Raw genomic sequence first — 21,225 nt, 5'->3', positions numbered from 1 at the left:
CCCACCCGTCGGTGATTTCATGGCAAAAAATACTGCCAACCCCCAGCAAGACCAGACAGGGATGATGCGAAATAAGAAAAACTGATATTAAGTACCAAAAATGAGCCGTTAGAGAAAGTCGGATTTTTTAGGTAAAAAAATCCGGCCGCCGTTAACGTGGCCGGACCTCTGCGAGAGATAACAACAATGGCACTCTTTCATGGCACACTTTCAGTGGAATTGCTTCGACACTGTTGTGGCCAGAATAGGTTGCGTCAGGAATGACTTATTTCAGGCGAACGGTTTTCACCCCATCGGCGGTCCCCACCAGCGCGACATCCGCACCGCGGTTAGCAAACAACCCCGCCGTTACCACGCCAGCCAGACTATTGATGCGATTTTCCATCGCCACCGCATCCGACAGATCCATATTGTGCACATCCAGAATAATGTTGCCGTTGTCAGTGATAACCCCATCACGATACACCGGCTGACCACCCAGTTTGACCAGTTCACGGGCCACATAAGCGCGCGCCATCGGGATAACTTCCACCGGCAACGGGAAACGCCCCAGCACATCAACCTGTTTGGACGCATCGACGATACACACGAACTGACGCGCGATCGCCGCCACGATTTTTTCCCGAGTCAATGCGGCACCGCCGCCTTTGATCATCTGCATGTGTGGATTGATTTCATCAGCGCCGTCGACGTAGACATCAAGCACGTCCACATCATTACAGTCAAAAACCGGAATCCCCAGACTTTTGAGCTTGGCGGTAGAAGCGTCAGAGCTTGAAACCGCACCTTCAATTTGATGCTTGATAGACCCCAGTGCGTCAATAAAGTGAGCGGCGGTAGAGCCGGTTCCCACGCCAACGATAGTACCGGGGCGAACATAGTCGAGTGCGGCCCAACCAACGGCTTTTTTCAGTTCATCCTGCGTCATGATGTGCTTATGCCTGTAGCTACGAAAACGTGTGCGTATTATAGGGCATGCCATAGTCAAAAGGAGAGCCCTGCCTGTCAGGTACGGTAATATTTCAGTCTCACGGCGGCAGGCCGGGCGATTTTTTTCGGCGATACCTCACAAAAATGTGGCATATTGCCAAATATAGTTTTTACGCAAAGGAATCTTCACCTTCATGAAACGCCCGGACTATCGCACGCTTCAGGCGCTGGACGCCGTGATCCGTGAGCGTGGCTTTGAGCGCGCCGCACAAAAACTCTGTATTACGCAGTCCGCCGTCTCGCAACGCATCAAACAGTTGGAGAACCTGTTCGGCCAGCCACTACTGGTAAGAACGATTCCGCCGCGTCCGACCGAACAAGGGCAGAAGTTGCTGGCCTTGCTGCATCAGGTGGAATTACTGGAAGAAGAGTGGCTGGGCAATGAAAACAGCAATGAAACCCCACTCTTGCTGTCTCTGGCGGTCAACGCCGACAGTCTGGCGACCTGGCTGTTACCCGCCCTGCAACCTGTACTGGTGGACTCCCCCATCAGGTTGAATTTGCAGGTGGAAGATGAAACCCGAACCCAGGAGCGCCTGCGCCGGGGTGAAGTGGTGGGGGCCGTGAGTATTCAGCCACAGCCGCTGCCAAGCTGTCTGGTGGATAAACTGGGCGCGCTGGATTATCTGTTCGTCGCCTCGCCAGGCTTCGCCAATCGCTACTTTCCTAACGGGGTAACGCGTTCTGCACTGCTGCGTGCGCCAGTGGTGGCGTTTGACCATTTGGATGATATGCATCAGGCATTTTTGCAGCAAAATTTCGACCTGCCGCCGGGTAGCGTACCCTGCCACATCGTTAACTCATCTGAAGCTTTCGTGCAGCTCGCCCGCCAGGGCACCACCTGCTGTATGATCCCCCATTTGCAGATCGAACGCGAACTGGCGAATGGCGAGCTTATCGACCTGACACCGGGGCTATGCCAGCGCCGTATGCTGTACTGGCATCGTTTCGCGCCGGAAAGCAGAATGATGCGGCAGGTGACCGACGCCCTGCTCACGCACGGACGTCAGGTGCTGCGTCAATCCTGATTCGTCAGGCTGACTCGCTTACGCGGCGCCCTCAGGGCGCTCGCTGTAATTCAAACACCACATCCACCTGATCATCAAAGTGGATAGTCTGCTGTTCGTAGGTTTGCGACACCTCGCTTTGCGCCGCCATATTGGTGGTTTTGAACATACGCGCGGCCGGTATCGGCTGGTAGTTGGCAACATGGTAACGAATACTGTAAACCGGCCCCAGCGTAGCGTTAAACCCAGAGGCCAACGACTGCGCCTGTAATGTCGCCTGCTCTATCGCTTTTTTACGCGCCTGTTCACGGTAGGTATCGGGGTTAGACACCCCCAGCTCCACCGCCCGGATCTCGTTAAGACCCGATTTGAGCGCACCATCCAGCAGTTCATTGAGCTTATCCAACTGACGCAACGTCACTTCCACCTGCCGCACCGCACGGTACCCTTTCAGGACCGAGCCGCCGTTCTTCAGGTAATCGTACTCCGGTTGGGTGCGCAAATTGGCCGCGTTGATATCTTTCTTGTCGATACCGTTTTTATCGAGAAAAGCAAAGTATTGCGCGACACGATCATCCACCTGCTTTTTGGCGTCGGCCACGTCTTTGGAGGACACGCTAACTTCTATCGCCAGCCGGGCGATATCCGGCGTTGCATCCACACTCGCCGTACCGGAAGTCACAATGTGTGGCCCGCTGGGCAACTCATTACCGGCCTGTGCCGTCAGTGACGACAAACCGAGTAGCATAGTCAAAACCAGAACGTTCAGCTTCACAGTATCTCCTTTGCGCGTGAGTGAATGACGAAGCCTACCCGGGGCAGGCTTTATTCACTATAGGCGAATGTCTGAATAGGTGAATGTCTGGATAGATGAATGCTCGAATACCGGCTAAGCATCGAGGAACCCAATGCCAGACGCCTGCTCACGCCGCAGGCGGTGTAAATCCTAACTCAAGGGAAATATTGCGGGCGGTTTCCCGTAAGGGGTCAACCAGCGTATCAATCCCCATCTGTTGCAAACGCGCCATCGACAGCGAAATGGAAACGGCATAGGCCACCCGATGCTGAATATCAAACACCGGCGCAGAAATACAGGAAACCCCCAATTCATTCTCTTCCCGGTCCATCGCCAACCCCTGGCGGCGAATTTCCGCGAGTTCCTGTTGCATGACGGGAAGCTCAACGATGGTGTTATCAGTCAGAGGATAAATACTGTTCTGATGGGTCCGCCAGTATTCTGCTGGGTAATCCTCCGCGCCGTAGGCCATGAAAATCTTCCCCATCGCCGAACTGTGCAAAGGCATATGCTGGCCGATGTAAGCGCGGGTACGCATCATGCCTGTAGTCGGTTCCAGCTTATAAATCAGAATCGCGTGGTCATCTTCACGCGTTGAGAAGTTAACGGTCTCACCTACCGTCAGGTTCAACGCCTCAAGGTGCGGTGCCGCTACGTGCAACACATTTAACGACGAGAGCGCCTTCTGGCCGATAGCAATAAACTTGGTGGTCAGTCGATAACTGCCTGGCTGACGTGCAGGCACCACGTAACCACACCCGGCCAGACCTTGCAACAAGCGATGGACGGTGCTTTTATTCATGCCGGACAACTCAGCAATCCGCGCCAACGGGCACCCGTTGGGATAGTCGCTAAGTATTTCGATCAACTGTAAACCGCGAAACAGGCTTTGACTTCCCAGCGGCTTTTCCGCCTTCCCCTCGTCATCAATGCTATGTTCATTTATCACGTCTGATCTTCCTCTCATTACGCCCGCCAGGACATCCACCTCTGCCGGGACAAAGACCATCATGAAACAGCATGTTATGCGATGCAATAGAGGAAATAGCTCACTCTCCGCTACAGACAACAACCGCAGGCATAAATTCGCATGAAAAACTACAGTGTCGGCGCGCCCTGCGACCCCGTCTGGGCTGACGGCGTAGGGTGCAGATGCACATCCATCTGTGGATACGGAATACCGATACGGTGCTCATCCAACGCCCGTTTGAAGTTCTCCAGCAGATCCCAATACACTGCCGCCGCATCGCCATTACTGGTCCACACCCGCACCACAAAGTTAAGCGAAGACGGCCCCAGCTCATTGAGCCGAATAGTGACACCATTGTCATGCAGGATACGGTTATCCGCCGCGACGATAGCGCCCAGCACGTTTTTCACCACATCGATATCCGCGTCATAGGCCACACCAACAATAATTTCAGTACGACGATTCGGCTCACGGGAACTGTTGATAATATTCCCAGCGATAACTTTGCCATTTGGCACCACGATGACTTTGCCATCGGCTGTCAGCAGCGTGGTGGAAAAAATTTGCACCTGAGTCACCGTGCCCGCAATACCGCCAAAATCCACCGACTCCCCGGTGCGAAACGGCCGGAACATCACCAGCAGTACCCCAGCAGCAAAATTCGACAGCGAACCTTGTAAAGCCAGACCAACTGCCAGACCGGCGGCACCCAACACCGCAATGACCGATGTGGTTTGCACCCCCACCCGACTTAGCGCCGCTATCAGTGTGAAAGCGATAATGCCGTAGCGCACCAGTGCAGACAAAAAATCCGCCACCGTGACGTCAATACCACGAGTGACCATCAGCCGGTTTAGCGTGTTCGACATCATGCGGGCAATCAGCATCCCAACACACAGAATCACCAGGGAGGCGACGATGTTCACCGCATACTGCAACAGAATGTGTTGATTATTCACCAGCCAGCTCTGCAGGCGCCCCATGCTTTCAGCTACGTTGAGTTCTTCCATTTTTTCGCTCCTGTTAGCATCATTTGCATTATCGGTATGCAGATAAAATTAAGGCTCCCGCAGGAGCCTTAGTCAAATTATTACGTCGATAATTACAACCGGTTCAATCATAACAACCGGTTTGATAATTACAGCACGTCAACCGCGTTCAGTTCTTTAAACGCTTGTTCCAGACGCGCCACCATGCTCACCTGACCGGCACGCAGCCAGACACGCGGGTCATAGTATTTCTTGTTCGGCTTGTCGTCACCTTCCGGGTTACCCAGTTGGCCCTGCAGATAGCCTTCGTTTTTCTTGTAGTAATTCAGGATGCCTTCCCAAGTCGCCCACTGGGTGTCGGTATCGATATTCATCTTCACCACACCGTAGCTGACTGCTTCGGCGATTTCTGCTGCGGAAGAACCGGAACCGCCGTGGAACACGAAGTCCAGGCTGTTGTGCGGCAGGTTGAATTTCTTGGAGACATATTCCTGAGAGTTACGCAGGATTTTCGGCGTCAGTTGCACGTTACCCGGCTTATACACGCCGTGTACGTTACCGAAGGAGGCCGCGATGGTGAAACGAGGGCTGATAGCGTTCAGTTTTTCGTAGGCATACGCCACATCTTCCGGCTGGGTATACAGCGCAGAGTTGTCCAGATGGCTATTGTCCACACCGTCTTCTTCACCACCGGTGCAGCCCAGTTCGATTTCAAGCGTCATGTCCAGTTTGGCCATACGCGCCAGATACTTGCTGCAAATCTCGATGTTTTCTTCCAGCGATTCTTCCGACAGGTCGATCATGTGGGAAGAGAACAGCGGTTTACCGGTCGCGGCGTAGTGTTTCTCACCCGCATCCAGCAGACCGTCAAGCCATGGCAGCAGTTTCTTCGCGCAATGGTCGGTGTGCAAAATCACCGGAATACCATAGTGCTCTGCCATCTGGTGTACATGATGAGCACCAGAAATCGCACCCAGAATTGCCGCCTGCTGACCTTCAGCTTTCAGGCCTTTACCGGCAGTAAATGCAGCACCGCCGTTGGAGAACTGAACGATTACCGGCGCGCGCACTTTGGCTGCGGCTTCAAGAACGGCGTTAATGGAGTCGGTACCGACACAGTTAACCGCCGGCAGTGCAAAGTTATTTTCTTTGGCAATGGCGAATACTTTCTGAACGTCATCACCAGTGATGACACCAGGTTTTACGAAATCAAAGATTTTAGACATGTCACGTGTCCTGTTTCGTTGGCCGTGGAGGGTTAGAGATTTGTCTGTTACTGCATTATCGTCGGCAATACCGTGACTGCCGACATGACTACCATTTATTGCTGCTGGTATTGCTACCGGTAGCCCGGCTGTCACCGGGTTACCAGGAGGCGAGATATTCTCCCACCTCAAATGACTGACGAAAAACGCTTACTGACGAGCGCGTTCTTCCAGCATCACCACTGCAGGCAGTTTTTTGCCTTCCACAAACTCCAGGAAAGCGCCGCCGCCGGTAGAAATATAGGAGATCTTGTCGGCAATGCCGAACAGATCGATTGCCGCCAGCGTATCACCGCCGCCTGCGATAGAGAAGGCATCGCTGTTGGCGATAGCATTCGCCACAATCTCCGTCCCTTTACGGAAGTTCGGGAATTCGAATACACCAACCGGGCCGTTCCACAGAATCGTCTTGGCGTTTTTCAGGATGTCAGCCAGACGTTCAGCAGAAACGTCGCCCAGGTCCAGAATCTGTTCATCATCTTTAATGGCAGTCACGGATTTCAACGTCGCGCTGGCAGTTTCGGAGAATTCTGTTGCAACACGTACATCGCTCGGTACCGGAATATCGCAGGTTTCCAGCAGTTTCTTCGCTTCTGGAATCAGTTCCGCTTCGTACAGCGATTTACCGACGTTATGGCCTTGAGCGGCAACGAAGGTATTGGCGATACCGCCACCGACGATCAGTTGGTCAGCAATTTTAGACAGTGAATCCAGCACGGTCAGCTTGGTAGACACTTTGGAACCACCGACGATAGCCACCATCGGACGAGCCGGGTTACTCAATGCTTTACCCAGTGCTTCCAGTTCATCAGACAGCAGCGGGCCGGCACAGGCGATCGGGGCGAATTTGCCGACACCGTGGGTTGAAGCCTGCGCACGGTGTGCAGTACCGAACGCATCCATCACAAACACATCGCACAGTGCGGCGTATTTTTTGGACAGCACTTCGTCGTCTTTCTTCTCGCCCTTGTTGAAGCGGACGTTTTCCAGTACAACCAGCTCACCTTCGGCCACATCAACGCCGTCCAGGTAATCTTTCGCCAGACGCACCGGCGCAGACAGATGGTCTTTCAGGTAGTTCACTACCGGCAGCAGGGAGAATTCTTCGTTGTACTCGCCTTCGGTCGGGCGGCCCAGATGGGATGTCACCATCACGCGGGCACCTTGCTTCAGGGCGATTTCAATGGTCGGCAGGGATGCGCGGATGCGGGCGTCAGACGTCACTTTGCCATCTTTAACCGGCACGTTCAGATCCGCACGGATCAGCACGCGTTTGCCAGCCAAATCCAGGTCGGTCATCTTAATTACAGCCATGGTGAATCCTCTTGTTGATTCTCTTTAAAGTTGCTTGAGTGAGGTGTCGGTTTCCCGGCACCGCCTATCAGAAACCGCAGGCCGCCATCGCCCATGTTGTATCCAACATCCGATTGGCAAAGCCCCATTCGTTATCGCACCAGACCAGCGTCTTGATCAGATGCCCTCCGCTGACCCGGGTTTGCGTCCCATCCACTATCGCGCTATGCGGGTCGTGGTTGAAGTCCACTGAGACCAACGGCAAATCGGTATAATCAACTATACCACGAAATGTATTCTGCGCTGACTGGCGAAACAGCGTATTGATTTCACTTACGTTTACCGCGTTTTTCACGCTGACGCTAAGATCAATGGCCGTGACATTAATCGTCGGCACCCGCACTGAAATCGCCTCAAAGCGATCTTCGAATTTCGGAAAGAAACGGGTAATACCCACCGCCAGTTTGGTATCCACCGGGATGATCGACTGACTGGCGGCACGGGTACGCCGCAGGTCATGGTGATACGCATCGATCACCGGCTGGTCGTTCATCGACGCATGGATCGTCGTCACGGTACCGCTCTCGATGCCATACGCATCGTCCAGCAGTTTAATAATCGGAATAATACAGTTGGTGGTGCAGGAGGCGTTGGATACCAGACGGTGAGCCGAGTGTAGATCCTGATGATTAACGCCATACACAATGGTGGCATCAAGATCTGGTGCTCCGGGATGGGAAAACAGCACTTTTTTCGCACCTGCCGCCAGATGGGCTTCACCATCGGCGCGGCTACCGTACACACCGCTGCAATCCAGCACGATATCGACACCCAGCTCGCCCCACGGCAAAGAGCGGAGATCCGACTCATGCAACAGGCGAATAGTGTCATCCCCTACCGATAAGCGAGCGCACTCCTGACGGACATCCCACGAAAAACGGCCATGACTGCTATCGTACTTGAGCAGATGGGCAATCCCTTCGGCATTGGCCAGCTCATTGATCGCTACCACCGTAATTTCGGCTCTCCGACCGGATTCATACAACGCACGCAGAACACTGCGACCTATACGACCAAAGCCATTTATCGCAATACGGATTGTCATGAAATTCCCTGTGTAGTGATAAAAGCATTGCGCCTTATAGGATAATCAGTACGTCGTCAGAAATATACCCGTCATACTTCAAGTTGCGGGTGCGTTGGCTGCGCTACTCGAATTATTGGGGTATAAACCGCTTGTTGCACAGGTCCTGTCACCACGTAAAGCCCGCTGTATAACTTTGTTGCCAAACGCTGTCACACCAACAACTGAAACGCTTCAGCTAGCATAAACGAATTGCCTGACAAAAGAAATATGGCGGCAGGGAGGATGCCAGAAGAGTGATCCGCGTCAAATAATTACCGCACAGTTTGTTCAACTCAGATGTTAACCCCAGACTAGCGGGATCAAAAAAGGCCGGGAAACCATCCCGGCCTTACAAGAATCACTAACTGCAGAACAGCGTTATTTCAGCAGCGCTTTCGCCTTCGCCACCACGTTATCGGTAGTGAAGCCAAATACGTCGAACAGTTTTTCTGCCGGTGCGGATTCGCCAAAGCTTTCCATACCAACAATTGCGCCATTGAGGCCAACATACTTGTACCAGTAGTCAGCAATACCCGCTTCGATCGCCACACGGGCGCTCACGGCAGACGGCAGCACCGCTTCACGATAGGCCGCATCCTGTTTGTCGAATGCATCGGTAGACGGCATGGACACCACGCGCGCTTTAACGCCTTCTTCGCTCAGTTTCTGCCAGGCAGCAACCGCCAGTTCGACTTCAGAACCGGTAGCGATAAGAATCAGCTGCGGCTGGCCGCCGCTGTCTTTCAGCACGTAAGCGCCTTTAGCGACATCAGCCAACTGCTGAGCGGTACGTTCCTGCTGCGCCAGATTCTGACGAGACAGAATCAACGCTGTCGGGCCGTCTTTACGCTCAATGGCGTATTTCCAGGCTACCGCAGTTTCAACCTGATCCGCCGGGCGCCAGGTACTCATGTTTGGCGTAACACGCAGGCTGGCCAGTTGTTCTACCGGCTGATGGGTCGGGCCATCTTCACCCAGACCGATGGAGTCATGGGTGTAGACATAGATGCTGCGCACTTTCATCAGTGCTGCCATACGCACCGCATTACGGGCGTATTCCACGAACATCAGGAACGTCGCGGTGTACGGTACAAAACCGCCGTGCAGCGAAATACCGTTGGCAATGGCAGTCATGCCAAATTCGCGCACCCCATAGTGGATGTAGTTACCAGCCGGGTCTTCATTCAGCGCTTTAGAACCAGACCAAATCGTCAGGTTGCTCGGCGCTAGGTCGGCAGAACCGCCCAGAAATTCCGGCAGCAGCTTGCCATAGGCTTCCAGCGCATTCTGCGAGGCTTTACGGCTGGCGATCTTGGCCGGGTTAGCCTGCAGTTGTTCGACCACTTTAGTCGACTCGGCCTGCCAGTTAGCCGGCAGTTCGCCGTTCACGCGACGAGTGAATTCAGCAGCCAGTTCCGGATAGGCGCTGGCATAGGCATTGAACGCCTGTTGCCAGGCCGCTTCTTTGCTTTCACCAGCTTTGCGAGCATCCCAGGCGGCATAGATATCAGCCGGGATTTCAAACGGACCGTATTTCCAGCCCAATTGCTCGCGGGTCGCAGCCACTTCGGCATCACCCAACGGTGCGCCGTGGGAATCATGGGTACCGGCTTTGTTCGGAGAACCGAAACCAATCACGGTTTTGCACAGCAGCAGCGACGGTTTGTCAGTGACGCTCTGCGCTTCTTTGATAGCGCGTTGGATGGCATCAGCATCATGACCATCAATGCCACGAATCACGTGCCAGCCATAGGATTCAAAGCGGGCAGCGGTATCATCCGTGAACCAGCCTTCAATGTGGCCATCGATGGAAATACCGTTGTCATCGTAGAACGCAACCAGTTTACCCAGCTTCAGGGTACCCGCCAGTGAACAGACCTCATGTGAGATCCCTTCCATCATGCAACCATCACCCAGGAAGACATAGGTGTGGTGGTCAACGATGTCATGTCCCGGACGGTTAAACTGTGCAGCCAGCGTACGTTCGGCAATCGCCATACCGACCGCGTTAGCGATACCCTGCCCCAACGGCCCAGTGGTGGTTTCCACGCCCGGTGTATAACCCACTTCCGGGTGACCCGGCGTTCTGGAATGCAACTGACGGAAGTTTTTCAGTTCTTCAATCGGCAAATCATAACCCGTCAGATGCAACAGGCTGTAGATCAGCATGGAGGCATGACCGTTGGACAGCACGAAGCGATCGCGGTTAGCCCAGTGCGGGTTGGCCGGGTTATGGTTCAGATGGTCACGCCACAGGACTTCAGCGATATCAGCCATACCCATTGGTGCGCCAGGATGACCAGATTTGGCCTTCTGCACGCCATCCATACTCAACGCACGGATAGCATTGGCAAGTTCTTTACGAGAGGACATGCTTTACTCCAGATCGGATTGAACAGTTGCCTGTCGAACATAACACATATGAATCAATGTGTTATCTCAAAAAGGCAAAGAAAAGATATTCACAAATGTACATGAAAACCCAGCCGATTGCACATGGAACAGCAAGCGGAAAAAACGCACGAATCTGCTGACATGCAGACCGTATAGCAGGCTTTCCTTTTCATCAGGGCGGTTTTATCTGCCTTAGCTCACACGATGTAGCAGCTTTACCTGTTTACGCCCGCCCGTTTTCGCCACCATAACACCACCGAGATGTCATCTGCACGGCCTTCTTTGAAGAGGCGCCGATAAAAAAGGCATCCAGTCAGGATGCCTTTGTAATGTGGCTCATTAGCGAAAAATATCCGCGACGGTAAGTCAGTGCCGATTAATGCGCAGCAGCCTCATGCCCATGCAAACGGTGACGGGTCACCATCCCTAACAGGAAGCACATGACGAATACCACAAAATAGAGCCCGTTCGCGGTCACCAGCGCAGCATGTACGCCGAAGTGCTGCACGATCGGCCCAGTGACGATAAAGGTCAGCATCGTCCCCACCGTTCCGCAGGTCAGAATGAAGTTTACCAGCTTCGGCGACGGCACCTTGGTCTGCTGGGAGCCCAGAGTAATCAGCGTGGTATAGATAGCGCTGGAAATGAAGCCCAGACCAAAAATGAAGTATTTCAGCAAATGAGGCTGTTCGCTGCTGACAAACAGGTACATCGCCCCGGTAGCCAGCACAGCCAGAACAGTTACTACGCGCTGCAAGTCGAAGAACTTAAGCACAAAGCTGAACACCCACATACCAATCATGTACGACGTCCAGAAGCTACTGACCAGTTCCCCGGCATCGCCAATGCTCATACCAAAGGATTTGGTCACGTATTCAGGCACCCACTGAATAAATGCCAGTTGTCCCAGGATATAGCACAGCGCCGCAATAGACAGGAATACCACGCCCATGCCCCATTTTTCCGCCTCGACAGGCGCGCTCTGGGTGTTGGCTTTTTCCGTGCCGATAGCGGGAAAATCAGACAGCAGTGTCAGAACCAGAATCGCCACGTACAACAGACCGATACAAGCGTAAATCCAGTACCAGCCGAAATGACGGGACAACAACGCCGCCGCCACAATCGGGAAAATCATACCGGCCATACTGAAAAAGGAATCGGTAAACAACAAGCGTGCACCACGCTGACGCCCGGAGTAGAGCTGGGTAATCAGAAAGGTGCCGATCGACATGGTGATGCCGCTAACCACGCCCAGCGTAAACATACAGGCAGAAAATACCGCCAGCGATTTACCCACAAACAACCCGGCGACCGACAGGACAATCAGTATAAAACCGAAGACCAGCTGTTTCTTCAGCGGGAAAATATCCATCAGCCAGACATTCAGAAAAATGGACAGCAAAATACCGGCATTCAGAAACGTAAAGGTATTACTCATATTAGCTATCGGGACATTGAAGTACTGGGCGATATCGCCCATGACCATGCCAGTGACGATAACCAGCGCACCGGTCAGCGCATAAGAAAAGCAGCTGGTAAAAAATAACCGCTGACGATTGAGATCAGACATATATCCTTCCTGTCATCAAATAGGAAAAGCGCAGGCGATACCCGATGCTGGTATCGACGTTGCGCCACAACGTTGTCATCAAAGTGTTGGTAGGCCGCACACACAAAACGGCATGCTAACCGGAAAGCGTCAATCCGCCTTACTACACGCAGTACTACACAAAACCAGACGTGCTGTTTAATAAAAAACTGACGTACTGTGTAATAAACACAGACATACCGTACAGCACTCAGTATGGCTGTCACGCCCGAAAAAGAAAAAGGTTGAGTGCCTTATCAGCACTCAACCTTTTCTGACGAGAGATTACTCGTCTTCCAGATAAGTATAACCGTATAACCCGGTTTCAAACTCATCAAGGAACTGTGCCTGCAGTTCCGGCGCCAGATTGGCTCCCTTCACCTGATCGCGAAAGCGAGACATCAACACATCCGGGTCAAGCTGCACATATTCCAGCATATCGGCCACGGTGTTACCTTCATCCGACTCTTCCAGCTCAACCGTCCCATCCTGGAATACAAACACATCCACTGTCGACGTATCACCAAACAGGTTGTGCATATTGCCGAGGATTTCCTGATACGCCCCCACCATGAAAAACCCCAGCAACGGTGGGTTTTCCGGGTCGTAAGGCGGCATCGGCATCGTTGTAGCAACGCCATCGCCATCCACATAGTGATCGATAGTACCGTCAGAATCGCAGGTGATATCCAGCAGTACCGCACGACGCTGCGGTGGCTTGTCCAACCCTTCGAGCGGTAACACCGGGAATAACTGATCGATCCCCCAGGCATCTGGCATCGACTGGAACAGCGAGAAGTTGACATACAGCTTATCCGCCATGCGCTCCTGCAGTTCATCAATAATCGGCCGGTGCGCGCGGTTACTCGGATCAAGCTGCTGCTGAAGGCGCTGGCAGATATTCAGATAGAGCTGTTCCGCCTGTGCGCGCTGGGTCAAATCCAGCATACCGTGGGTATACTGGGTGTGGACATCATTCAGGTCCATCTGGCTGTCGTGCAGCCATTCACGCAGCGAACGGCGGTTGCCCGGCTCCTGAATTTCCTGCCAGGTGCTCCACAGGCTTTCCAGCGCACGCGGTGCGTCTTCATCCGGTGCCGTCGGCTCGCTGAATTCGTTACGCTCTACCCCGATGATATTGGATACCAGCACGGTGTGATGCGCGGTCACCGCACGCCCGGACTCGGTTATCACCATCGGATGCGGCAAGCCATATTCATTACAGGCGTCGCCAATCCCCCAGATAACGTTGTTAGCGTATTCGTTCAGGCCGTAATTGACCGAACAGTCAGACTGCGAACGGGTGCCTTCGTAATCAACGCCCAATCCACCACCTACGTCAAAACACTGAATGTTAACGCCCAGTTTATGCAGTTCAACGTAAAAACGCGCTGATTCACGCACGCCGGTGGCGATATCACGAATGTTCGCCAGCTGTGAACCCAGGTGGAAATGCAGCAGTTGCAGGCTATCGAGACGGTTGGCGTTGCGCAGCAGTTCCACCAGTTGCAGTACCTGTGTCGCAGCCAGGCCGAACTTGGACTTTTCACCACCGCTCGACTGCCATTTGCCGGAACCCTGCGATGCCAGACGCGCACGCACCCCCAAACGCGGTACCACGTTCAGACGCTCGGCCTCTTCCAGCACCAGCTTGATTTCCGACATCTTTTCAATGACCAGATAGACCTTGTGACCCAGCTTTTCGCCGATCAAGGCCAGTCGGATATATTCACGGTCTTTATAACCGTTACAGACGATAACGGTGCGAGTCATACCCGCATGGCCCAATACCGCCATCAATTCCGCTTTGGAGCCCGCTTCCAACCCCAACGGCTCACCAGAATTGATCAGGGATTCAATGACGCGGCGATGCTGGTTAACTTTGATGGGATAAACCAGAAAATAGCCGCCTTCATAACCGAAAGACTCACGCGCGCGTTTGAACGCGGCATTAATTGAACGCAAGCGGTGTTGCAAAATCTGCGGGAAACAGAACAGCGCGGGCAGACGCTGATTATCCTGCTGACGGGTTTTCACCAGTTTGGCCAGGTCGACACGCGCCTCTGGCACGTCCGGATCCGGGCACACACTGATGTGACCCAGCTCGTTAACGTCGTAGTAATTATTACCCCACCAGGCAATATTATAGGTTCTCAGCATCTCGCTGGCGTCGCGGTCATTCATGGCTACCTCCTGCATGGAGCGCAGATGATCGTGTTTACCCGCCGCTGACGAGTACGGTTGAATCATATCGTCAGACATGGCGATCCCCTTCTTCCACTTCTAGATGAATAATCACATTTTTTCCCGCAACAAATACCGGCGGCATAGCAAAAGCGTGCGTCGCTGGCAGTGAAAAAACCGACGGGCAGTAGTATGCCGTCGTTTTATGTCTCTTATTAGTGTAAAACACGATGTCAGACTCCGAGATTCGGGTCGGTGAAAACCAGGGAAAACACCGCCAGGAAGAACGCACATGCATTCACTGGCGCGGAGAAAAAAGCAGGTTAGCCAGCTCGGGAGTCCTGCGTTGCGCTGCGGGACAGGCAACTTCGGGCAAATGGCGGAAAGGATTGAGTCAGTGACGCAACGGCGTCAGAAGAAAAGCGCGGCAGGCGCAACTCACTCAATAAACAACGGATCATTAATCCTATCACCTCCACGCTCGCCGCAGATGATGCGGTCAGGCTATCACGACAACCATCAGGAAAACGGTCAAACAGTATCGGCACGCCTCTTGTCGCAGCACTCGCTGGTCACTCAGAACTGGTCACTCAGAACAAGCGTCGCGCCACATTTTGAGGCCCCCGAATGACGGACAACAAAACCGCCCGCCGTTTATACCTATCCGTCCCCGGAAAAGCAAAATGAAAATGGTAAAAAAACCTATCATTGGCAAAAACGGCCGATGAACATATTCAATCCATCGACGCGGTATAAAAACTGCTGGCATGGGGCTATCGTGTGGCCTAGAATAGCCATCCAGATGTTAATCCATCTATACCGATTAACTGATACCCTAAATAATTCGGGGTGCAGGACAAAACGCGTTGGCCCTTCAGGACGAGGTTCATTAAGGGCCGAGCAAGTAAGAAAGCCCCCTGCGGCTTGAAATATGCCGGGTCTATATTGATTAACGGCTTTAGCTTATAAGGTAAAGAAACTCATGGCTAAACACCTTTTTACGTCCGAGTCGGTCTCCGAAGGACATCCTGATAAAATCGCTGACCAGATTTCCGACGCCGTCCTTGACGCGATTCTGGAGCAGGACCCCAAAGCGCGGGTTGCCTGCGAAACTTACGTAAAAACCGGTATGGTGTTAGTTGGTGGTGAAATCACTACCAGCGCCTGGGTGGATATCGAAGAAATCACACGTCGCACCGTCCGCGAAATTGGCTACGTCAACTCAGAAATGGGTTTTGACGCCAACTCTTGCGCAGTACTGAGCGCCATCGGCAAACAATCTCCGGACATCAATCAGGGTGTTGACCGTAAAGACCCGCTGGAGCAAGGCGCGGGTGACCAGGGCCTGATGTTCGGCTACGCCACCAACGAAACCGATGTGCTGATGCCGGCACCGATCACCTATGCACACCGTCTGGTGCAACGTCAGTCTGAAGTGCGCAAAAACGGCACCCTGCCGTGGCTGCGTCCCGATGCCAAGAGCCAGGTGACCTTTGCTTACGACAACGGCAAAATCGTCGGTATCGACGCCGTTGTATTGTCTACCCAGCATTCAGAATCCATCGGACAGAAAGACCTGCAAGAAGCGGTGATGGAAGAGATCATCAAGCCGGTTCTGCCGTCTGAATGGCTCTCTGCCAATACCAAATACTTCATCAACCCGACTGGCCGTTTTGTTATCGGTGGCCCGATGGGTGACTGCGGTCTGACCGGTCGTAAAATCATTGTTGATACTTACGGCGGTGCCGCACGTCACGGTGGTGGTGCATTCTCCGGTAAGGATCCGTCCAAAGTGGACCGTTCCGCTGCCTACGCCGCCCGTTATGTCGCGAAAAACATCGTGGCCGCCGGTCTGGCAGATCGTTGTGAGATCCAGGTGTCTTACGCTATCGGCGTTGCAGAACCGACCTCCATCATGGTCGAAACCTTCGGTACGGAGAAAGTCTCCAGCGATCGCCTGGTTGATTTGGTTCGTCAGTTCTTCGACCTGCGCCCTTACGGTTTGATTCAGATGCTGGATCTGCTGCATCCGATCTACCAGAAGACCGCAGCTTACGGTCACTTTGGCCGTGCAGAATTCCCGTGGGAAAAAACCGACGTGGCAGAAAAACTGCGCGATGCCGCAGGTCTGAAATAATCCACTTTTCTGACATGCTAACGGCGAAGCAGAGCTTCGCCGTTTTTTATTGCCGAAACCTGTGGGCATGATGGTGTCTACAGCCATGATTGCATCCGGCTCGCCCAGCCCGTAAGCTGCCAGCATGAACACACCACGTCTTCCTATCGCCCTGCAACAAGCGGTCATGCGTTGTCTGCGAGAAAAACTTCAGCAGGCCAATACCGTATTAGGCAGCAATTATCCTGAACCAGTCATCAACTACCAGCAACGCGGTTCCACGGCGGGCAGCGCCTGGCTCAAAGAGTGGGAAATCCGCCTCAACCCGGTGTTATTACTGGAAAACCAGCAGTCGTTCATTGACGAAGTCGTGCCGCACGAACTGGCGCACCTGCTGGTCTACGCCCGTTTTGGTAAAACTGCGCCACATGGTCAGCAATGGCGCTGGATGATGGAAAGCGTGTTGAACGTCCCCGCCCGTCGTACCCATCAGTTTGCGACAGCATCAGTCCAGGGGAAAACCTTCCCTTATGAATGCGCCTGCCGCCGCCATGAGCTCACTGTGCGTCGGCATAACCGGGTGATAAAGGGCGAATCAGAATACCGTTGTCGCTCTTGCGGCGAACGGTTACGTGCTCTTGCAACAAAACCTGTTTAAACAAAAATACCTGACATTTAACACTGTATTTTTTGGGTTTGCCTGTACGGTCTTCCTCAGGTACGCTGCCCGTTTTTAACCCTGCAGGTGACGTTGGAATATGCTTCGCAATGTTGTCATTTTCGTGGTGTTGGGCGCAGGCCTGACAACGCTAGCCGTAGCCGGTCAGAACATCAATAATTTCACGCAAGCCAAAGCCGCCGCCGTGAAAATCCATCAGGATGCCCCCGGTACCTTCTACTGCGGCTGTACCATCAACTGGCAGGGTAAAAAAGGGACGCCGGACCTGGCCTCCTGCGGCTATCAGGTTCGCAAAGACGCCAACCGCGCCCATCGTATTGAGTGGGAACACGTCGTGCCTGCATGGCAATTTGGTCATCAGCGCCAGTGCTGGCAAGACGGCGGCCGCAAGAACTGCACCAAAGACGATATTTACCGTCAGATGGAAACCGATCTGCACAACCTGCAACCGTCAATTGGTGAAGTGAACGGCGATCGCGGCAACTTCATGTACAGCCAGTGGAATGGTGGCGAGCGTCAGTATGGCCAGTGCGAGATGAAGATTGATTTTAAAAACCAACTGGCGGAACCGCCCGAACGAGCACGCGGTGCTATCGCCCGCACCTATTTCTATATGCGCGATCGCTACCATCTGAACCTGTCCCGCCAGCAGACCCAACTGTTTGATGTCTGGAGCAAACAATACCCGGTCACCGCGTGGGAATGTACCCGTGAAAAACGCATCGCAGCAATACAAGGCAACCCTAACCCCTATGTGCAAGAGGCTTGCCAGCCCTGATGCCGCTCCCTACTATAACGGCTTGTCTCTTATAATACGCGCCGCCGTCGCCACCGTTGCTATAACGGTGGCCGGGCTCTGTCAGGCTTTGCCCCTTCGATTAACTACCACCTAAGGCCAGATTATTCATGCGAATACCGCGCATTTTTCATCCCGATACGCTTGCCCCACAAGGGGGAGAAACCGATCTGAGCGAAGACGCCGCCAACCATGTGGGCCGAGTCCTTCGCATGAGCGCCGGGCAGGCGCTGCAACTGTTTGACGGCAGTAATCAGGTTTTCGAGGCCGAGATTGTGCAGGCCGGGAAAAAAAACGTGCGGGTCCGTTATGCCGCCGCTCAAACGGAAGACCGGGAATCGCCCTTGCACCTGCATCTGGGCCAGGTGATGTCGCGTGGCGAAAAAATGGAATTCACTATCCAAAAATCCATCGAACTGGGTGTTAATATCATCACTCCGCTGCTATCCGAACGTTGCGGCGTCAAGCTGGATGGTGAACGGCTGGAGAAGAAAATCGCGCAGTGGCAAAAAATCGCCATTGCAGCCTGCGAACAGTGTGGCAGAAACCGGGTGCCGGATATTCGCCCAGTCCAGACGTTGGAAAGCTGGTGCGCGGAATCGGACAATGGGTTAAAACTGAACCTGCATCCGCGGGCATCGCAACACATCAATACATTGCCGTTGCCGGTATCGCGCATCCGGTTGTTGATTGGCCCGGAAGGCGGATTATCAGCAGACGAAATCGCCATGACAGCAACCCAGGGATTTACTGATATCCTGCTGGGGCCTCGCGTTCTGCGTACAGAAACCACCGCGCTCACCGCAATCACCGCGCTTCAGGTGCGATTCGGCGATTTGGGGTAAAAGGAGAGAATAATGAGAAAACTCGGTATCGTGATGGACCCGATTTCGTCCATCAATATCAAGAAAGACACCAGCTTTGCGATGTTGCAGGAAGCCCAGCGTCGTGGCTGGGAACTGCACTATATGGAGATGGGCGACCTCTACCTGCACGCAGGTGAAGCCCGGGCAACCACCCGCACGCTGAGCGTTCAATACGATTACAACCATTGGTATGACTTCGGTGCCATGCAGGACATCGCCTTGCATGAATTAGATGTAGTGTTGATGCGCAAAGACCCGCCGTTCGACACCGAATTCATCTACGCTACCTATATTCTGGAGCGAGCGGAAGAGAAAGGGACGCTCATCGTTAACAAACCGCAAAGCCTGCGCGATTGTAACGAGAAACTGTTCACTGCCTGGTTCCCGCAGTTAACGCCAGATACGCTGGTCACTCGCAATGCCGATCGGCTGCGTGCGTTCCATCAGCACCACAGCGACGTCATCTTAAAACCACTCGATGGCATGGGCGGCGCGTCAATTTTCCGTCTGAAGCCAGAGGATGCTAACGTATCAGTCATTATCGAAACGCTGACCGAACACGGTAGTCGTTACTGCATGGCGCAAAACTACCTGCCTGCCATTAAAGACGGCGATAAACGCGTACTGGTGGTCGATGGCGAACCGGTGCCTTACTGCCTGGCACGCATTCCGAAAAGCGGTGAAACCCGTGGGAATCTGGCAGCCGGTGGTCGGGGCGAAGCCCGCCCGCTCAGCGAAAGCGACTGGCAGATAGCCCGTACCGTCGCACCGGTACTGAAACAGAAAGGCTTGATCTTCGTCGGGCTGGATATCATTGGCGATCGCCTGACCGAAATTAACGTCACCAGCCCAACCTGTGTGCGTGAAATCGAAGCCGCCTATCCGGATGTTTCTATTACCGGCATGCTGATGGACGCGATTGACCGCAGGCTGACTCAGCGTTAACGATACACGGACCGTATCCCGGTCGGTGATGTAGAGCCCTACCCGGTTCGCTGCCCGGCGGCGAACCGGAAACATTCACTCCGACAGAGAAGCGATAATAAAGACGATGAATTTACAGCACCATTTTCTGATTGCGATGCCCTCTCTGCAGGACTCGGTGTTCAGGCGGACGGTGATTTATATCTGCGAACACAATGAAGACGGCGCCATGGGTCTTATCATCAACAAACCAATGGAACAGTTCACCGTCGAGAATATCCTCAAAAAGCTGAAGATTACGCCTGATCGTCGGGATACGACCATCCGTCTCAACAAGCCGGTGTTTTCCGGTGGCCCACTGGCGGACGATCGCGGCTTTATCCTGCATACCCCTTGTGAGGGTTTTGCCTCCAGCATCAGTATTTCCGACGAAACCATGATCACCACGTCAAAAGATGTGCTGGAAACGTTGGGGACGCCAGAGCAACCGCGCAATACATTGGTTGCGTTGGGTTATTCCGCCTGGGAAGGGGGGCAATTAGAGAGCGAGCTGTTGGAAAACGCCTGGCTGACCGTGCCGGCGGACCACCATCTGTTATTCCATACACCGATTGCTGAGCGCTGGCGCGCGGCGGCCAAAAAACTGGGTGTGGACATTCATAATATAGCGGCCGAAGCGGGGCACGCCTGATGGGAAACCGAACATTACTGGCCTTCGACTTTGGCACCCGCAGTATTGGCGTTGCTATCGGTCAGGAAATCACGGGGACGGCCCGCCCGTTGACGTCGCTGAAAGCGCAGGATGGCATACCCGACTGGCAGAAAGTAGAGAAACTGCTCAACGAGTGGCAGCCCGCGTTAGTCATCGTCGGCCTTCCGCTGAATATGGATGGTACCGAACAACCGCTGACCGCACGGGCTCGTAAATTTGCCCAGCGCCTGCATGGCCGTTTCGGCGTCACCGTTGAGTTGCATGATGAGCGGCTCAGTACCGTGGAAGCACGCGCAGATCTGTTCGAACGTGGTGGATTCCGGGCTCTGGATAAAGGCAGCGTCGACGCGGCCTCTGCGGTGATTATTCTGGAAAGTTGGTTCGAACAGCAATTTACCCAACCGCAGTAAACCGGCCCCGGCAGGCCATGTCGTCCTCACCTATCAAGACTTTTCCTACTTACTATATATCCCCAAAATAATTCGAGTTGCAGGACAACACGCTCGCGTGTTGAACAACGCGATGCGTTG

At 53.6% G+C, this 21,225-nt stretch carries 18 protein-coding genes; 8 read left to right on the top strand and 10 right to left on the bottom strand.

Annotated elements, in window-relative coordinates; all coding sequences use genetic code 11:
- Positions 1-265: 265 nt before the first annotated feature.
- Positions 266-928, bottom strand: coding sequence for a ribose-5-phosphate isomerase RpiA (gene rpiA / locus FGI04_RS00455; RefSeq protein WP_407337240.1), 663 nt, complete (start codon positions 926-928; stop codon positions 266-268).
- 196 nt (positions 929-1,124) lie between these two features.
- Between rpiA and FGI04_RS00450 the strand changes: the two genes are divergently transcribed.
- Positions 1,125-2,018 carry a LysR family transcriptional regulator ArgP gene (locus tag FGI04_RS00450; RefSeq protein WP_016940682.1) on the top strand — a complete coding sequence of 298 codons (894 nt, stop codon included), beginning with the start codon at positions 1,125-1,127 and terminating at the stop codon, positions 2,016-2,018.
- A gap of 31 nt (positions 2,019-2,049) precedes the next feature.
- On the opposite strand, the gene FGI04_RS00445 is transcribed toward FGI04_RS00450, so the two are convergent.
- The 9 genes from FGI04_RS00445 to speA all read right to left on the bottom strand — a co-directional run bounded on the left by FGI04_RS00445 (position 2,050) and on the right by speA (position 14,680).
- Complete coding sequence (locus tag FGI04_RS00445; RefSeq protein ID WP_407274090.1) at positions 2,050-2,772, bottom strand: oxidative stress defense protein; 723 nt, start codon at positions 2,770-2,772, stop codon at positions 2,050-2,052.
- Between the two features lie 148 nt (positions 2,773-2,920).
- Entirely contained in the window at positions 2,921-3,760 is an 840-nt protein-coding gene (locus FGI04_RS00440; RefSeq protein WP_342698554.1) for an IclR family transcriptional regulator, read from the bottom strand.
- A 131-nt stretch (positions 3,761-3,891) separates the two neighbouring features.
- The gene (gene mscS / locus FGI04_RS00435) at positions 3,892-4,773 is read right to left on the bottom strand and encodes a small-conductance mechanosensitive channel MscS (RefSeq protein ID WP_407274091.1); all 882 of its coding nucleotides are present in this window, start codon (positions 4,771-4,773) and stop codon (positions 3,892-3,894) included.
- Between the two features lie 128 nt (positions 4,774-4,901).
- On the bottom strand, positions 4,902-5,978 hold the full coding sequence (gene fbaA / locus FGI04_RS00430) for a class II fructose-bisphosphate aldolase (protein ID WP_168366518.1): 1,077 nt from the start codon (positions 5,976-5,978) through the stop codon (positions 4,902-4,904).
- Positions 5,979-6,167: 189 nt separating this feature from the next.
- On the bottom strand, positions 6,168-7,331 hold the full coding sequence (gene pgk / locus FGI04_RS00425; protein WP_342698552.1) for a phosphoglycerate kinase: 1,164 nt from the start codon (positions 7,329-7,331) through the stop codon (positions 6,168-6,170).
- Between the two features lie 67 nt (positions 7,332-7,398).
- Positions 7,399-8,415: an erythrose-4-phosphate dehydrogenase gene (epd, locus tag FGI04_RS00420; protein WP_342698551.1), complete on the bottom strand. Its 1,017-nt coding sequence runs from the start codon at positions 8,413-8,415 to the stop codon at positions 7,399-7,401.
- A 399-nt stretch (positions 8,416-8,814) separates the two neighbouring features.
- Positions 8,815-10,809, bottom strand: a complete 1,995-nt coding sequence (gene tkt / locus FGI04_RS00415; RefSeq protein WP_038905730.1) for a transketolase — start codon at positions 10,807-10,809, stop codon at positions 8,815-8,817.
- Positions 10,810-11,206: 397 nt separating this feature from the next.
- Positions 11,207-12,400 carry an MFS transporter TsgA gene (tsgA, locus tag FGI04_RS00410; protein ID WP_342698549.1) on the bottom strand — a complete coding sequence of 398 codons (1,194 nt, stop codon included), beginning with the start codon at positions 12,398-12,400 and terminating at the stop codon, positions 11,207-11,209.
- A 303-nt stretch (positions 12,401-12,703) separates the two neighbouring features.
- Positions 12,704-14,680, bottom strand: a complete 1,977-nt coding sequence (gene speA / locus FGI04_RS00405) for a biosynthetic arginine decarboxylase (RefSeq protein WP_016940691.1) — start codon at positions 14,678-14,680, stop codon at positions 12,704-12,706.
- A gap of 904 nt (positions 14,681-15,584) precedes the next feature.
- On the opposite strand from speA, the gene metK reads away from it, so the two are divergent.
- From metK to ruvX, 7 genes are all read left to right on the top strand, one after another.
- Positions 15,585-16,739, top strand: a complete 1,155-nt coding sequence (metK, locus tag FGI04_RS00400) for a methionine adenosyltransferase (protein ID WP_342698548.1) — start codon at positions 15,585-15,587, stop codon at positions 16,737-16,739.
- 124 nt (positions 16,740-16,863) lie between these two features.
- Positions 16,864-17,376, top strand: coding sequence for a SprT family zinc-dependent metalloprotease (locus FGI04_RS00395; RefSeq protein WP_407321859.1), 513 nt, complete (start codon positions 16,864-16,866; stop codon positions 17,374-17,376).
- Between the two features lie 100 nt (positions 17,377-17,476).
- Positions 17,477-18,175: a deoxyribonuclease I gene (endA, locus tag FGI04_RS00390; protein WP_342698546.1), complete on the top strand. Its 699-nt coding sequence runs from the start codon at positions 17,477-17,479 to the stop codon at positions 18,173-18,175.
- A gap of 128 nt (positions 18,176-18,303) precedes the next feature.
- Positions 18,304-19,038: a 16S rRNA (uracil(1498)-N(3))-methyltransferase gene (gene rsmE, locus FGI04_RS00385; RefSeq protein ID WP_342698545.1), complete on the top strand. Its 735-nt coding sequence runs from the start codon at positions 18,304-18,306 to the stop codon at positions 19,036-19,038.
- A gap of 12 nt (positions 19,039-19,050) precedes the next feature.
- Positions 19,051-20,004 (top strand): glutathione synthase, encoded by a 954-nt coding sequence (gshB, locus tag FGI04_RS00380; protein ID WP_342698544.1) that lies wholly within the window; start codon positions 19,051-19,053, stop codon positions 20,002-20,004.
- A gap of 106 nt (positions 20,005-20,110) precedes the next feature.
- Positions 20,111-20,674, top strand: coding sequence for a YqgE/AlgH family protein (locus FGI04_RS00375; RefSeq protein ID WP_407337238.1), 564 nt, complete (start codon positions 20,111-20,113; stop codon positions 20,672-20,674).
- Positions 20,674-21,105 carry a Holliday junction resolvase RuvX gene (gene ruvX, locus FGI04_RS00370; protein ID WP_019843314.1) on the top strand — a complete coding sequence of 144 codons (432 nt, stop codon included), beginning with the start codon at positions 20,674-20,676 and terminating at the stop codon, positions 21,103-21,105. The genes FGI04_RS00375 and ruvX overlap by 1 nt, the downstream gene beginning before the upstream one ends.
- Positions 21,106-21,225: the final 120 nt, after the last annotated feature.

Origin of the sequence: Dickeya ananatis (assembly GCF_019464615.1) — a bacterium.
Taxonomy (GTDB): domain Bacteria; phylum Pseudomonadota; class Gammaproteobacteria; order Enterobacterales; family Enterobacteriaceae; genus Dickeya; species Dickeya oryzae.
Note: the sequence above shows the minus strand (reverse complement) of the source record. Positions and strands in the feature narration are given on the sequence as shown.

Bases quoted from the DNA above. Each gene is read 5' to 3' on its own strand.
- rpiA (WP_407337240.1), bottom strand. From the start codon at position 928: ATGACGCAGGATGAACTGAAAAAAGCCGTTGGTTGGGCCGCACTCGAC.
- mscS (WP_407274091.1), bottom strand. From the start codon at position 4,773: ATGGAAGAACTCAACGTAGCTGAAAGCATGGGGCGCCTGCAGAGCTGG.
- epd (WP_342698551.1), bottom strand. From the start codon at position 8,415: ATGACAATCCGTATTGCGATAAATGGCTTTGGTCGTATAGGTCGCAGT.
- FGI04_RS00450 (WP_016940682.1), top strand. From the start codon at position 1,125: ATGAAACGCCCGGACTATCGCACGCTTCAGGCGCTGGACGCCGTGATC.
- gshB (WP_342698544.1), top strand. From the start codon at position 19,051: ATGAGAAAACTCGGTATCGTGATGGACCCGATTTCGTCCATCAATATC.
- tsgA (WP_342698549.1), bottom strand. From the start codon at position 12,400: ATGTCTGATCTCAATCGTCAGCGGTTATTTTTTACCAGCTGCTTTTCT.
- endA (WP_342698546.1), top strand. From the start codon at position 17,477: ATGCTTCGCAATGTTGTCATTTTCGTGGTGTTGGGCGCAGGCCTGACA.
- FGI04_RS00375 (WP_407337238.1), top strand. From the start codon at position 20,111: ATGAATTTACAGCACCATTTTCTGATTGCGATGCCCTCTCTGCAGGAC.
- fbaA (WP_168366518.1), bottom strand. From the start codon at position 5,978: ATGTCTAAAATCTTTGATTTCGTAAAACCTGGTGTCATCACTGGTGAT.
- FGI04_RS00440 (WP_342698554.1), bottom strand. From the start codon at position 3,760: ATGAGAGGAAGATCAGACGTGATAAATGAACATAGCATTGATGACGAG.
- FGI04_RS00395 (WP_407321859.1), top strand. From the start codon at position 16,864: ATGAACACACCACGTCTTCCTATCGCCCTGCAACAAGCGGTCATGCGT.
- metK (WP_342698548.1), top strand. From the start codon at position 15,585: ATGGCTAAACACCTTTTTACGTCCGAGTCGGTCTCCGAAGGACATCCT.
- pgk (WP_342698552.1), bottom strand. From the start codon at position 7,331: ATGGCTGTAATTAAGATGACCGACCTGGATTTGGCTGGCAAACGCGTG.
- speA (WP_016940691.1), bottom strand. From the start codon at position 14,680: ATGTCTGACGATATGATTCAACCGTACTCGTCAGCGGCGGGTAAACAC.
- rsmE (WP_342698545.1), top strand. From the start codon at position 18,304: ATGCGAATACCGCGCATTTTTCATCCCGATACGCTTGCCCCACAAGGG.
- tkt (WP_038905730.1), bottom strand. From the start codon at position 10,809: ATGTCCTCTCGTAAAGAACTTGCCAATGCTATCCGTGCGTTGAGTATG.
- ruvX (WP_019843314.1), top strand. From the start codon at position 20,674: ATGGGAAACCGAACATTACTGGCCTTCGACTTTGGCACCCGCAGTATT.